12 protein-coding genes are annotated in these 13995 nt (G+C 38.3%); 1 reads left to right on the top strand and 11 read right to left on the bottom strand.

Features of this window, described 5'->3' with window-relative positions:
• Positions 1-178: 178 nt before the first annotated feature.
• From EG346_RS14520 to EG346_RS14480, 9 genes are all read right to left on the bottom strand, one after another.
• Entirely contained in the window at positions 179-2848 is a 2670-nt protein-coding gene (locus tag EG346_RS14520) for a beta-glucosidase (protein ID WP_123879502.1), read from the bottom strand.
• Positions 2845-4290 carry an alpha-L-fucosidase gene (locus EG346_RS14515; protein WP_123879500.1) on the bottom strand — a complete coding sequence of 482 codons (1446 nt, stop codon included), beginning with the start codon at positions 4288-4290 and terminating at the stop codon, positions 2845-2847. Before EG346_RS14515 ends, EG346_RS14520 begins: the two co-directional genes overlap by 4 nt.
• 50 nt (positions 4291-4340) lie before the next feature.
• Positions 4341-5240 carry a TIGR01777 family oxidoreductase gene (locus tag EG346_RS14510; RefSeq protein ID WP_123879498.1) on the bottom strand — a complete coding sequence of 300 codons (900 nt, stop codon included), beginning with the start codon at positions 5238-5240 and terminating at the stop codon, positions 4341-4343.
• Positions 5241-5326: 86 nt separating this feature from the next.
• A complete protein-coding gene (locus tag EG346_RS14505) occupies positions 5327-6031 on the bottom strand; it encodes a YqjF family protein (RefSeq protein WP_123879496.1) in 705 nt (234 codons plus the stop codon).
• Positions 6032-6092: 61 nt separating this feature from the next.
• Positions 6093-6548 (bottom strand): SRPBCC family protein, encoded by a 456-nt coding sequence (locus EG346_RS14500; protein ID WP_123879494.1) that lies wholly within the window; start codon positions 6546-6548, stop codon positions 6093-6095.
• Between the two features lie 239 nt (positions 6549-6787).
• Complete coding sequence (locus EG346_RS14495) at positions 6788-7600, bottom strand: DCC1-like thiol-disulfide oxidoreductase family protein (protein WP_123879492.1); 813 nt, start codon at positions 7598-7600, stop codon at positions 6788-6790.
• A 484-nt stretch (positions 7601-8084) separates the two neighbouring features.
• Positions 8085-8486, bottom strand: a complete 402-nt coding sequence (locus EG346_RS14490) for a hypothetical protein (RefSeq protein ID WP_123879490.1) — start codon at positions 8484-8486, stop codon at positions 8085-8087.
• Positions 8487-8493: 7 nt separating this feature from the next.
• Complete coding sequence (locus EG346_RS14485; protein ID WP_123879488.1) at positions 8494-8838, bottom strand: hypothetical protein; 345 nt, start codon at positions 8836-8838, stop codon at positions 8494-8496.
• A 69-nt stretch (positions 8839-8907) separates the two neighbouring features.
• Complete coding sequence (locus EG346_RS14480) at positions 8908-9411, bottom strand: GbsR/MarR family transcriptional regulator (RefSeq protein WP_073334764.1); 504 nt, start codon at positions 9409-9411, stop codon at positions 8908-8910.
• A gap of 377 nt (positions 9412-9788) precedes the next feature.
• On the opposite strand from EG346_RS14480, the gene mdlD reads away from it, so the two are divergent.
• Complete coding sequence (gene mdlD, locus EG346_RS14475) at positions 9789-11108, top strand: NAD(P)-dependent benzaldehyde dehydrogenase MdlD (protein ID WP_123879486.1); 1320 nt, start codon at positions 9789-9791, stop codon at positions 11106-11108.
• 100 nt (positions 11109-11208) lie between these two features.
• Here the strand turns inward: mdlD and EG346_RS14470 are convergent, their stop codons facing one another.
• Together EG346_RS14470 and EG346_RS14465 are read right to left on the bottom strand one after the other, a co-directional pair.
• A complete protein-coding gene (locus EG346_RS14470; protein ID WP_123879484.1) occupies positions 11209-12372 on the bottom strand; it encodes a cytochrome-c peroxidase in 1164 nt (387 codons plus the stop codon).
• A 201-nt stretch (positions 12373-12573) separates the two neighbouring features.
• Positions 12574-13986, bottom strand: a complete 1413-nt coding sequence (locus tag EG346_RS14465; protein ID WP_123879482.1) for a RagB/SusD family nutrient uptake outer membrane protein — start codon at positions 13984-13986, stop codon at positions 12574-12576.
• Positions 13987-13995 lie beyond the last annotated feature (9 nt).

Below are 13995 nucleotides of genomic sequence, written 5' to 3'. Positions count from 1 at the left end.
AATAATTATAAAAGATCAATATTGATCATCCAATTCATTCAGATTTAAAGTAAATATTACATATATCATACCATAATTTCAATTATCCTTTCATTTAATTGATATTGAAATCTTTAAATATTTCTTTTTATACGCTGGGGAAACATGACAACTGACTAATACGGTGATCCGTAAAAAATCATTCTACCTCAATATTCTGCTTTAACGTCAAATTTTTCGAAGAATTTCCAATCATAATCCTGTACGTTCCTTTTTCTACGGTCCACTTCATGTTCTCATCTAAAAACTGAAGCTCTCTTACCGGAACTTCAAGGGTAACATATTTTGATTCCCCGGGATTTACATCCACTTTTTTAAAACTTTTCAGTTCGATGATCGGTCTTGATACGGAGGCCAGAAGATCTTTTACATACAATTGCACAACCTCGCTTCCTGCTGTTGATCCTGTATTTCGGACAAGAACCTTCGCGGTGATTGTTTCATTTTCTGAATACTTTGTTTTATTTAACTGCAGATCTTCGATCTCAAAAGTAGTATAACTGAGTCCAAAACCAAAAGGATACAGAGGCTCTCCACTCAGATCATAGTAATCATTTCCTCTTCCTGTCGGATGATGGTTATAGGTTAAAGGCAACTGTCCTTCTTCAGCCGGAAAAGTGACGGGAAGTTTACCGGATGGATTTTCTGCACCAAACAGTACTTTTGCTACGGCATTTCCACCTTCTTCTCCAGGATACCAGATCTCTAAAATGGCACCTGCATGATCTTTCCAGGGAGTGGTTTTGATAGCAGATCCACCCACGAGTACTACGGTAACCGGCTTATTTAATTTTGAAACTTCCTGAATGAATTTCTCCTGATTACCGGGAAGACTCAGTGAAGAACGGTCCTGAAACTCTCCTTCATGGATTCCTGCCGCAATGATGATATGATCTGCCTTTTCTGCCATTTTCAGAGCATCGTCAAAATCTTTCTGGTGATGATCTATACCATAATTCCAGATCAGTTCGATATTGGCTTCTCCCCTGTTTTCACGGAACTCAATAGCAATATCATATTCCTGATCTTTCACAAAATCTACTGCTGTTATTTTTGTTGAATATCCCAGTTTTTCCCATTGATCTATCATCAGTTTTCCATTTAAGAATAGTCTGAAACCGTCATTTCCCCGCAGTCCCACCTGATATTTTCCATGATCCGGACCTTTCAGTTTTCCTGTCCAGCGGATACTGTAATTATCGGATGGCAGTTTTTCAGGATCTGGCGAATACAGCGTCCATTTGAAATTCACTTCTTCATCCTGTCTTTCAAAAGCGGGACTGCCATTTAAGGTGCTGTTGGAAAAATAATGTCCCTGCAATCCCTTTTTATTTTCAAAAGATAAAAGGTTGGCAGAAACTGTTTTAAACTCTTTGATATCCCACGTAATGCCTTTTGCATAAAGGATTTCAATATTTTTATCCTTGGCGAAGTTTTTCATGCCCTGCAAAATACTCACCTTATTATTACCCGGTCCGGAATAACCTCCCAGTCTTGCATCAGCGGCATCGGTTCCAATCACTACTATTTTTTTTGCCGTGGAAGCTATGGGCAATGTCTTGTTATTATTCTGTAAAAGAACAAAAGACTCCACCGCAGATTTTTCTGCCAATGGCTTGTGACTGATCTTTTTTAATTCGCGGATATCTTTGTCAGAAACATAAGGGTTTTCAAACAATCCCAGTTCAAATTTTGCTCTGAGCACTCTTGTCACGGCATCATCTATCCTTTCCTTTGAAATTCTTCCATCTAAAAACGGAGGGATAAACAAGGTATAGTGTTTGTATTCTGTCTGAAATATCACATCCAGTCCGGCATTGATGGCCTGTGCAGAAGCATCATCATAATTTTTAGCCGTAAAATGCAGCACATTGGCTCCTCCTACAGCACTGGCATCACTGATCACAAATCCTTTGAAGTTCCATTCCTTTTTTAATTTTTCTGTAAGCAGCCAATGATTGGCAGTTGAAGGTCTTCCGTCAAGCAAATTATAGGAAGTCATCACCGATCTGCTTTTTCCTGCTGTAAAAGCTTTTTGAAAAGGAATGAGGTGTGTTTCTTCAAGGTATCTTTTGCTCCAATGGATGGGATAGGAATCTCTTCCGCCCTCTCCTACATTCGCTAAAAAGTGTTTCGGAGTGGTAATGATTCCCTGATCTTCGAAAGAACTCACGAAATTAACGCCCATCACGGAGGTTAAAAAAGGGTCTTCCCCATAGGTTTCCTCTGTTCGTCCCCATCTGACATCACTGGCAAGATTCACCACGGGGGTCAGGATCTGCCTGATTCCTCTGAGTCTGGATTCTTTTGCAATGGCTGAAGATACATCTTTCATCAGATCCGGATTGAATGACGCTGCTAAGCCGATAGCTTGCGGAAAGGCGGTTGCACCCTCGCGCATTAATCCGTGCAAAGCTTCATCAAAAGGGATGATGGGAATTCCCAATCTGGATTCTTCGATGAAATATTTCTGGATGGCATTGATCTTTTTTACCAGTCTTTCAGCATCTTCGCCAGCATTATATTTCAACATCTGCCCTGCTGCACCTCCGCCCTGATTTCCGGCACTCACCTGTAATCCGAAAATCCCGTGTCTGTACTGGTCTTTGGGAACGTTATCCAAATCTCCCGGAATCATAAAACACTGCCAGAATTTTTCTTCAGGAGTCATCCTCTTCAACAGGTCCTGAACCCTGACTTCAATAGGTTGCTTTGGGTCTTTATATAAAGGTTTTTGTGCTTGCGCAGGTATAAATCCTGAACTTAATGACGCTATGATGACCGTGATTTTAATACAGTTCAGTTTCATGATCTGGTCATTTGAATTACAGTGGCATACTTCAGTTTTGTTCTTTCCTCAGGAAGCTTTATTTCTATTGTTTTTCCAATCTGTTTCCACTTTACTTTTGAGGATAACCCAGGAATTCTCATCGATTTCGTTTTGAAATGATCAGGAATTGTGAACCTTAGGACCGATGGAGCCGTATAGTCTGTCTGGTCATCAATATGAAAAACATTCAGCGTTTTACCGTCTTTGGCCTGCGTATAATAAAAATTTCCGTCGTGATAAGGGCTTGCACTTCTCGTTGCAAAGACAGCCGATTGATTTTTTTCCATCCAACCTGAAATTTCTTTTAATCTTTCATAAACCACCGGATCATAGTCACCATTCGGCCCCGGGGCAATATTCATGAGGTAGTTTCCGCCTCTTGAAATAATTTTGATAAGTGTTTCAATGATCTTTTGGGAAGATTTGTAGTTGTCATTGGGAACGTAGGAAAAAGAATCTCCCATGGTGATGCAGCTTTCCCACGGAATCGACAGAGCCTGTTCAGGAACAGCCTGTTCGGGAGTTACATAATTCTCCCATTTCCCGGGCACCGTACGGTCTACCACAATGATTCCGGGCTGATTTTTTCTGGCCATGGTTCCTATCTTATCCATCTCAATATCCTGCTCTACTTTGATGGTTCTCTGCCATTCTACAGAAGGATCGATGGTTTTGAAAGGACGTACCCAGCCTCCATCCAGCCACAGAATATCAATTTTCCCATAATTGGAAGTGATCTCGTTCAGCTGATTAAAAGTGAATTTTTTAAAGTTTTCCCATCTTTCCGGATATTTTTTCGGATCGTAATTAACGTTTCTGTCTTTAGGTGGAAAGTAGGGCCACCAGTAATTTTCAGAATGCCAGTCAGGTTTTGAAAAGTAGGCCCCGATCTTAAATCCGTCTTTTCTGAAGGTATTGAAAATTTCTTTCGTAACATCAGCTTTAGGATTTTTTGAAAAAGGTGTTTTGGGAGAGGTAATTTTATAGTCAGATTCTTTAGTGTCAAACATCGTAAAACCATCATGATGCTTTGTGGTAAACACTACGTACTTCATACCGGCCTTTTTTGCAGCATCTGCCCATTTTTGGGGATTAAAATCTACAGGATTGAAACTGGTCTGAAGGTTTTCATAATTCTTCACATACTCATCGTAAGATTTTCCATGTTCCGGTTTTCTTTGGGTCCAGGATTCATCTTCCGGACAAAGGCTCCAGCTTTCTACAATTCCCCACTGGCTGTAGGTCCCCCAGTGCATAAACAGTCCGAATTTCAGATCCTGCCACTGTTCCAGATTCTGAACGACCAGCGGATCATCGGGCTTTTGATAACCTGCGGACACATTATGCGCCTGCGAAAAAAAGGCTGAGGAAATGAAAAAGGAGGACAGGAAAAGGGTTTTTGTTTTCTGTTTAATGAGCATAGAAGATTAGTTTTGGCTAATTTACTCATCCTTTCTTTAATCAGCAAACCTTAATTTTTCAGCAAAGCACTCAATGCGTTATCCAGATCAGGGTATAAAAACCGGAACCCGTTTTTGATGAGTTTTCCGGGATACACATTTCTGCTTTTAAGTAGGAGTTCAGTTTCTGTATTCAGAAATAATGAAGCTATTTCCAGCTGCCAGACCGGAGCGTTTAATCCAAAAGGAACCTTCAGTTGTTTTCTCATTTTTTTCATGAGATCTTCGTTTGAAACTGGATTTGGAGCCGTTATATTGACTGGTCCTGATATCTTTTCATTGTTGACGATCCATTCAATGGCTTTGCAGAAATCATCAATATGAATCCAGCTTACTTTTTGCTGCCCTTGACCTTGTTTTCCACCTAACCCTAATTTTGTGATCGTTCGGAGTTTCGGGAAAGCACCGCCGTTATTTCCCAAAACGATAGACGTTCTTAAGGCTACTTTTCTGACTTCTTCATTTTTAATTTTAAAAAATTCATTTTCCCAGCTTTTGCAGATATTCATTGAAAAATCGTCGCCAATAATTCCTGATTCTTCCGTATTCAGCTGTGTTTCTGAATGAACATAAATAGTTGCTGAAGCCGCATTCAGCCAGACTTTGGGTTTGACAGAACATTGATCAACCGCCTGCTGAAGAACTTTTGTACTGTCGATTCTTGAAGTATAAATTTCTTTTTTATTGGTTTCATTGTATCGGCAGTCTACAGATTTTCCTGTGAGATTGATCAGAGCATCACATCCTTCAATGGCACTTTTCCATTCTCCCAAGGTACGGGCATCCCAATATATATCATGATCCCGCTTGGGTTTTCTTGTTAAAATATAAACCTGCGCGTCTTTTTGCTTAAAATATTGTTCCAGGCTTTCCCCCAGAAACCCGGTTCCTCCGGCGATTATTATTTTCATTGCGTTGTGCGTTTCGAGTGATGATATTGATTGAGATGATACGGATGAGTCAAAAAACTTTTACATCTTATGTGGTTTCAGAAAAATTACAGAATATATTTTTTGGTTTTCACTTCAATTTCGGAGCCTTCTGCCAGCATTACTGAGACAGGACTTTGCTCATTCAGGAAGGCAAATTCTTTTCCGTAGAGCGCACTGAATTCTATATCCAGCTGATAATGTTTAACCGGATAATACTCCCATTTGGGATGACAGACTTCATATTCTGACGTTTTGTTTTCTCTTTTGGTAAACCCAAAATAATGTTCGGTAATAAATTCAAATTCTGAATCCGTTTCCATTGGCAAAGCAGCAGTATCAGCCGTGATTTGAATCGAATGCCAGCTTTTATCTTTCCATGAATATTTTACGGTCAGTTCGTCATCATTAACATCTAACTGATTATTCATCGGCATTGTTTTATAATTCTCTTTATAAAAGGAGTTGGCGACGAAGCTGAGTGCATATTTTGGAACGATCTCTTTGATGAAAACCACGCCTCTTTTCCATCCATATTTTTCTTTCTTTTTAACGTAAAATCTCAGGTTTACTTCTTCAAAATTCCGGTGAAAAGGAATAGAAACGCCCAATAACCGGGTATTTAAGAACATAAATCCAACGAGGCTTACGTAACACTTTCCCAGGTAAAAATCAAGTTCAGTGCCTTCCGGAAGGTATTTTTCCAGAATATGAGGATCTATTTCATAATTGATGATCGCTAGTTTTCGCCATTCGGCTTTCAGGAAGTTCATTTTTGTTGGGTTTTAGGGTCATTTTCCGGGTTCGTGATGCAGAGTTTGGGTTTATTCCACTTTAATTATGAGCTTCTGCAGTTTCCTTAATTAATTCGTTTCGTTCTAATAAAAACCTTCTCATATAGGATTTAAGAAAAATATGATTAAAAAATCTTCCGAGTATTCCAAGAGGAGATTCAAATTCAAAAATATCAATCATCACGGTGCTGTTATTTTTCTTTTTAAAAATATGCTGATGTTTCATGGTCTTAAAAGCTCCTTTAAGCATGATATCGGTGAATTGAGATGGTCTTTCCATGCTTATGATTTTTGTGGTCAGGGTCTGTTCAACGCCTAAATGTCTGGCTCTCCAGGTGACCGTTTCATTTTTCTCAATAAGGCCCGATGTCCTTCCTGCCACTGCTTTTTCATTCGTTTTCCTTGTTGATTTCTGATGCAGATCGATATCTCTTGCCAGGTCAAAAACTTTATGGATATCTGAGTTGATACGGGTTTCTAAACAAATTGTAGCCATTGTTTCTTGTTTCTTGTTTCTTGTTTCAGATATAGGATGAAGAGTTCAGGCATTTGAAATACGAAGATTTGTTCAGTCCATTCCAGTCTAAAATCTGATGTATTTTCTCTTGTCACTTGTCTCTTGTCTCTTTTATCTTTTATCTTTTATCTTTTATCCTTACTCTTTTATCCTTACTCTTTACTCTCTACTCCTAAATCTCCACAAAAACAATCAGTACGGCTCCTATTTTCAGTTTTTTAAAAACTAAGCCAAATAATAAATGCCAAAGCGGTTATTCTGAAAAGGGTCCATGATAGGGTAGGAAGATAGTTCAATTTTAGGAGTTTACAGCGTCTTATATGTTCCAGAAACATAATCAGCACTACCATTCCGAAATAGATGATATAAAAAACGGGGGTAAAATTCGCTAATAAAGCAGGAATCAGAAGTATTGTTCCGATCAGAGAGACCGTCATCATATTTCCGAGATAGTTCCAGATCTTGTCTTTTAAATAAGCTTTTAGAAATACAACCTGCCAAATAATCTGGCCAATGCATACTGCTAATTCTCTCCAAAAATTATAACTTCCATTAACTCCTAGTTTCCCGGAAAAAACACTTAGCACATAGGCTGATAAAATGACTACCCATGCTATATAAGTGATCCTGTATCTGAGATTAAAATCCGGCACACAAGCTTCTTCCCGATGATCATTTCCTGACGGAATAATTTGTTTTCTGTTGTAGGAAATAAATGAATAAAGCTTCTTAAAAAACCAGTACAAAGGTTGTATTCTGGCTATTTTTTCCAGTAAAGGAAAAGAATTTCCAATGATAAGAAGAAGGCTGTCTAATCCGTACACCACTTTATTTCTGCGATGATCGATCAACGCAATTTCATTCTTTGCACGGGTAGAATCGATGATGGATTTATGGGCTGCAGATATTTCTGTAAAGGCTTCTCTTCCATTGTCATCAAGCATTCCGCATCGGGTAAAAGCTTTTGAATAGATCGTGCACATCGGACATTCATTGTCGTAGATCAGGGTGTGATTTTTCAGGGTTTTCATTTGTAGTTTGTATTAGATTTAACTTTTGATAATCGATATAGCAGATGATATAATATGAGATGGCAAGAACCGGTGTTCCAAATAACCCAAAGCATAAAATACCGTATCTGAAATTGATACTATAATCATTTTTGAGAGGCAATGCGGAAAGAAGAAACAACGACAGCAAACTCAACATAAAAATCATACTGATCCAGTAATAGACCGTAAACCAGATGGTTTTAATGTACTGTTTTGAAAAAAATCTTTTATTTGAGCTGATGATATGATTGAGAGCGATTAAAAAATAGATAACGGCTGATATAAAAGATCCAAAAACCCAAATGTCAAGGACTAAAAAAATAAAGAATAAGGAAAATAATATAGACTGAAGGTTATAATCTGTTTTGATAAAGTTTTTCATAGCGATCTGTTTTAAAGGTTCAGAAAGTCTCCTCTTGTTCTTTTATTCTGATGAAATTTGAATGTAAAGTACATCCAGATTTTAAAGATGATTGTTTTCATTTTCGATGAGTTTTTCTTTATTCATTGCATGTTTACGACCTTTCAGGAAAAGCAGTAAGTTAAAAAGCATCATAATTCCGAGGTAAATGGAAAAGCCGCCGATTTTTTTGCTAAGCGCAACCACCAGTCTCTCTATGGTTTCAATCTGGAAAAATTCAATAATGCATAAAGCGAATCCGATATTCAGGAGGTAAAAACCAATCTTAAAGAGAGAATTCGTTGCCATGGCGATGTCTTTTTTCTGATGAAAAATGTCCATCATAAATGTTTTTGAATTTTTGAACAGAAACTGGGATACCAGCACGGTCATAGCAATGACGATAGGTAAATAAATCATGTACGCTGAAAAATTGTACGTCGTGGTGAGAACTGTTGTGGTCATAGTGGTATTATTTTAATGTTAATTTGTTCCTTAAAATATAAAGGGTGAAAATGTTCATATAATGCAGTACACAGAGAATCAAAGCGATATATCCGATGCGGACCACAGTAACTGCAATGATTTCCTCCATAGAATTGACGCGGTCCCAAAATGCGAGGTTTACCGCAATGTACCCCAGGTTCAGCAGATAGTAGCATCCGAGAAGAATCCTGTTGATGGTAAGACACATCTCCTGATCATGAAGAAGATACTCCAGATAAGACTTTCCGGCCTGAAAGCATCTTCTTCCCACATCGATGGTAATGTAAGAGCTAACGGTAAGAAAAATGATGTATGAAATTATATTAAACATCTTATAAATATTATATTTTCAGTAATTTTTGAAAATTAAATTCAAATAAAAAAGGAATTGAATCCTCTTTTATTTCAGCAGGTTGGTAATCTTTCCTACCAGCCAGTGATCATCGCTCTTAATGGCCAGATCCATAATATTATTGATTTTCCCGGTCACTGAACTGAAATCCTGCATCAGTTTAATGAACTCTTTAGCTTCCTCCGAATCATGATCTTCAATATTTTTCAGTTCTTCCAGAAAAGCAATGACAGGTTCTATTTCTCTTTTTCTGCGTTCTTTTGTGATCTGCTTAAACAGATACCAGACATCTTTTTCGGCAATGAAATATTCTTTTCTATCACCTTTTATAAATTCTTTTTTTACAATGCCCCAATCGATCAGGGCCCGTATATTCATATTGGCATTTCCTCTGGAAATTTCCAGCTGTTCCATCACCTCATCTGTAGAAAGCGGCTTACCACTCGCCAGAAGCAGTGCATGAACCTGCGCCATTGTACGATTAATTCCCCAGTTGGTAGCGAATGTCCCCCATGTCTGGATGTACTTTTCTTTTGCTTCTGAAAGTTTCATTGATTACTCTTTTTTTATTTCTGTAACAAATGTAATTATATTTTTTGAATTTTCAATAATTTTTGAAAATTTATTTTAAATGATATTGATTAGTCTTTTCATGATCTTTCTTTCCTATCGTAAAAACGCTTTTTAATTCCGGTTCTCTGCATCTAATCGTTTATCTATTTCAGTCTTTTTTATGAAAAATAAATTATCCTCTTTTTTTCCTTTATCAAACTTTTTTTACCTTAATAATTAAGCCAATATTTAAAATTGTTAATACAAAAGAATTAATAACTGTATTTGCTGTAATCTCTAAAAATAAGGAAACGAAACCCTATACAATTATGGCATAAAAAATGATGGATTTATCCCCAGTACAATTATTGAAAAAAATGGATGCACAATTAGAACAGCACATTATAGAAGTGTTTCAAAATCAGAAAAAATTCTTTGCAACACATCAAACAAAATCAATTGATTTCAGGATCAAACAACTGGAAAATTTCAAAAAAGTATTTGTCGCGCATACAGATGATCTTTGTGAGGCTTTATTTACGGATTTAGGAAAAAGCAGACAGGAAGCGGAATATGCCGAAATAAAGTTGGTGGTAGATGAATTGGACTACTGTTTATCCCATCTTGAAGATTGGGCAAAACCTGTAGAATTGCCTCCCGTTAAGCATTCTTCCGGAAGTGACATGATCAGTAAAATTACATTTCAACCCTATGGTGTTAATTACATCGTAGGTCCTTTCAATTATCCGGTCCAATTGACGTTCAGCCCTCTTGTGGGAGCCCTGATCGCTGGAAACACAGCGATCATTAAGCCATCGGAAAATACACCTAATGTAGCCCAGGTGATCGAAAAAATTGTACAGGAGGCCTTTCAGCCGGAGTATGTAAACGTTATCCAGGGAGCGATTGAAGAAAACACCCTTTTACTAAGTCTGGATTTCGATTATATTTTCTTCACAGGAAGCCCTAATGTAGGAAAGATTGTGATGAAAGCTGCCGCCGAAAAGCTGATTCCTCTTACCCTGGAATTGGGAGGCAAATCCCCTACGATTGTCCATAAAGATGCAGACCTGGATAAAACAGTACAAAGAATTGCCAGAGGAAAATGGATGAACTGCGGACAGACCTGTGTAGCTCCGGATTATATTTATGTACATGAGTCTGTCAAAGATGAGTTGATTCTACGGTTTAAAGCTTATCTGGATAAGACCTATCCGGATTCTTCGCTGGGCAAGATCGGAAAAATTGTATCTCAGCAGCAGGTTAAACATTTGGCAGGCTATTTAAGTGCTGCGGAAGATAAACTAGTCTACGGAGGAAAATACGATGTGGAAAGCCGTCATTTTGAAGCAACCTTAATGGATCATGTGAACTGGGATGACGCGGTGATGCAGCAGGAAATATTTGGCCCGATTCTTCCTTTTTTGACCTATACAGATATTAATGTTGTTTTGGATGAAATTAATTCGAGACCCAAACCATTAGCTTTATATATATTCTCAGAAGACAGCCGTTTCGCTGAAGATGTATTGAACAGGACGACCAGTGGTGATGCTGAAATCAACAGTACCCTGATTCATGTAGGTGCTCATTTCCTTCCTTTTGGAGGTGTAGGAACATCGGGTATGGGAAAATACCATGGGAAATTCAGTTTTGAAACATTCAGCCATACGAGATCTGTACTGGAATTAAAATAAAAAAGAAATCACTTGAAGAGATACCCCATTCAAATTCTGTCAACAGACAGATCTATTTGAATGGGGTATCTATTTTATAATTAAGAGTAAGCTTTAGTCATTAATTCGGTAGTTTTGGCGGTACAGGTCTCGTTGTTCTTGTACTTAATGTACCCAGAAAAGCTTCCAGCTGTGCAATTTCCTCTTTGGTAAGATCCAGAAGTTTCAGCATTTCTGATTTTTGAGAATGCAGGGTAATACCTTCATGAACGGTGGATCTTTTCTTAGGAGGTTCCGGGTTTCCACTGTTGTAGAAAGTGAGTATATCAGTCAACGTACTAAAGGCTCCATTATGCATCCATGGCCCGGTTCTGGTAATCTCTCTTAAGGACGGAACTCTGAATTTCCCTGCATCTGCCGGATCTTTTGTGACCAGATATCTTCCTAAATCTTCCTGTTTTGATCCTAATAAAGCGGTTCCGTCATTTTCAAACTGATTGTTTGAAAAATATCCGGAATTATGACAATTCATACATTGGGCCTTTGTGCGGAAAAGGTGAAGTCCCATCACTTCATTATCTGTAAAAAGGTCTTTTTGTCCATCGATAAATTTGTCGAATCTGCTGGGTGGACTTACTACTGTTCTCTCAAAAGTGGAGATGGCTTTTGCGATTCTCTCTTTCGTTACCCTGCTGTCACCGAAAGCTTTTTCAAAAAGGATTTCGTAGCCTTTTATTTTTGCAATTTTATCTGTGGCAATATCAATATGCTCGTGCATTTCTTTCTGGTCTTCTATGGGCATTCTCGACTGTTCTTCCAGTGATTCTGCTCTGCCGTCCCAAAATAAAGATTGGGCGTAGGCGATATTCAAGATCGTCATTGCGTTTCTGGATCCCAGCTGGCGATCATGTCCGAACGAAAAAGTTTTATTATCTGTCCATCCCAGCTCAGGGTCATGGCATGACGCACAAGCAATCTGGCTGGAGCCTGACAATCTTGGATCATAAAAAAGGGTTCTGCCAAGCGCTGATTTATCCTCAGAATAAGGATTGTCTGCAGGAAACTCCACTTTTGGCAAATGCCCGATTTCAGTAAAAACAGGTTTTGAAGGATCCAGGACAGGTTTAGGCCAAGATGAAGCATCACCAGATGAATACAGTTGTCTGAGCTGGTCAACAAAAGACTGCTTTTTACTGATCTCCTGGTACGTTTTGCGTTCAAGGCAGTTATTTAATAATGAAATGGTTAAAAATACAACCAAAACCCAGCTTACCGCATTCTTCATTTTCTTGATAATTTTCGGCAAAAATAACCATTCTGAAATGAGATATGGCTGCCCTATTGACTAATTTTGTTTATTCTACTTTAAAACAAAGAAACTTAAAGAGAAACCTGTTATCGTCCAGATCAGGATTTCTCTCTTGAACACATGGACTGCTTTGACATGCCCACTCTTTTATTTTATTTACACCGGTGAAGCTCAAATTTAGTATCCTTCATTTTGCTGCATACCGGTATTCACATTAATGGTTGCCTGTGGAATAGGAACCACAAACTTATTGTTCGGATAAGTGGGACTGCAATTGGTGGAGATACATCCGTTATTTCTTACGATATTTTTATGATTTCGCATCAGGTCAAAGAAGTACTGGTTTTCAAATGGAAACTCTTTTCTTTTCTCTTCCAGCAAAACATCAAGCGTGATGGCAGATAACGAACCTAATCCTGCTCTGTTTCTTATGGTATTCACATCACTTAAAGCCTGAGCGGAATTTCCCAAATGAAGAGCGGCTTCCGCCCTGATGAAATAAAGGAGGCTTAAACGATAGATTAAACTGGTCGTGGTGCCTTTGTACTTTTTGGTAAAGCGATAGGGAAGATTAGATGAGCCTGTAGTAAGATTGGTCTTTATATTTTGTGTTTCAAAAAGGCTTCTCCGGTTATCGCTGGCAGCATACAAATTATAGAGATCATCTGTTGCTACGTAATTCGATCTTTGTGCGTCACTCTTATAACTGTATACAGCATACGCCGGAAATTCATTGGTACTGGTATTCGCTATTTCAAAAATAGACTCAGAAAATGCCCAGTTGCCTGCTACTTCACCGGCAGAAGTAAGGCTAAGTCCTGAGCCGTTAATAGCATCGGTACTGTAATCGTATGCTTTTTGCCAGTCATTTTTCCATAAGGCAATTTCTGCAGCCAATGTTTTTGCAGCCGTTGCATTCATAAAGTTTTTCTTTACTCCGGCAGGAATCGCATGGTTTGGCTGAAAATAAGCAATGGCCTGAGCAATATCATTTTCAAGTAACGCAAAGGTTTCTGCAGACGTTTTCCGGACGGGATAGTCGATGCCTACTTTGAGAGGTGCTGTATTGTAAGCAATTCCTAAATGGGAAGCATCGGAAGTATAGGTATAATTTTGCGCATAATATTTATACAGCTGAAAATGCACAAAAGCCCTTAAGGATAATGCCTCCGCCTTGATTTCACTGATCTCTGAAGCGGTGGCATCAGGAAGCTGATCTGCATACTGAAGAATCAGATTAACATTATTGATGATCTGATAACTGTCGGAGTAAAAAGATTCAAGATCACTGCTCGTTTTCAGATCATCAAAATGATAAATTCCGTCTACCGAAGTTGCAACAGTCACTGCTCCCGATGTTCTGGGTGAAAATTTTAAATTTCCGGATAAAAGATCTCCATAGGTAAAAACGGCTTCCTTAAAGTAATTTGAACGCAACTGATAATAGGCTCCGTTCAGAGATTCAAGAATCCCTTGCTTATTACTTAGCTGATCTTTGATAGAAATAGCTTCTACAGGCTCCTGTACCAGAAAATCACTGCAAGACATTGTAGAAAGTAAATAAATTGATAGCAATACTATTTTTTTCATGAGGGTGAA

The sequence above is a fragment of the Chryseobacterium carnipullorum genome (assembly GCF_003815695.1).
Classification (GTDB): domain Bacteria; phylum Bacteroidota; class Bacteroidia; order Flavobacteriales; family Weeksellaceae; genus Chryseobacterium; species Chryseobacterium carnipullorum.
Note: the sequence above shows the minus strand (reverse complement) of the source record. Positions and strands in the feature narration are given on the sequence as shown.

Coding starts and splice junctions, on each gene's coding strand:
- EG346_RS14520 (WP_123879502.1), bottom strand. CDS start 2,848: ATGAAACTGAACTGTATTAAAATCACGGTCATCATAGCGTCATTAAGT.
- EG346_RS14515 (WP_123879500.1), bottom strand. CDS start 4,290: ATGCTCATTAAACAGAAAACAAAAACCCTTTTCCTGTCCTCCTTTTTC.
- EG346_RS14510 (WP_123879498.1), bottom strand. CDS start 5,240: ATGAAAATAATAATCGCCGGAGGAACCGGGTTTCTGGGGGAAAGCCTG.
- EG346_RS14505 (WP_123879496.1), bottom strand. CDS start 6,031: ATGAACTTCCTGAAAGCCGAATGGCGAAAACTAGCGATCATCAATTAT.
- EG346_RS14500 (WP_123879494.1), bottom strand. CDS start 6,548: ATGGCTACAATTTGTTTAGAAACCCGTATCAACTCAGATATCCATAAA.
- EG346_RS14495 (WP_123879492.1), bottom strand. CDS start 7,600: ATGAAAACCCTGAAAAATCACACCCTGATCTACGACAATGAATGTCCG.
- EG346_RS14490 (WP_123879490.1), bottom strand. CDS start 8,486: ATGACCACAACAGTTCTCACCACGACGTACAATTTTTCAGCGTACATG.
- EG346_RS14485 (WP_123879488.1), bottom strand. CDS start 8,838: ATGTTTAATATAATTTCATACATCATTTTTCTTACCGTTAGCTCTTAC.
- EG346_RS14480 (WP_073334764.1), bottom strand. CDS start 9,411: ATGAAACTTTCAGAAGCAAAAGAAAAGTACATCCAGACATGGGGGACA.
- mdlD (WP_123879486.1), top strand. CDS start 9,789: ATGGATGCACAATTAGAACAGCACATTATAGAAGTGTTTCAAAATCAG.
- EG346_RS14470 (WP_123879484.1), bottom strand. CDS start 12,372: ATGAAGAATGCGGTAAGCTGGGTTTTGGTTGTATTTTTAACCATTTCA.
- EG346_RS14465 (WP_123879482.1), bottom strand. CDS start 13,986: ATGAAAAAAATAGTATTGCTATCAATTTATTTACTTTCTACAATGTCT.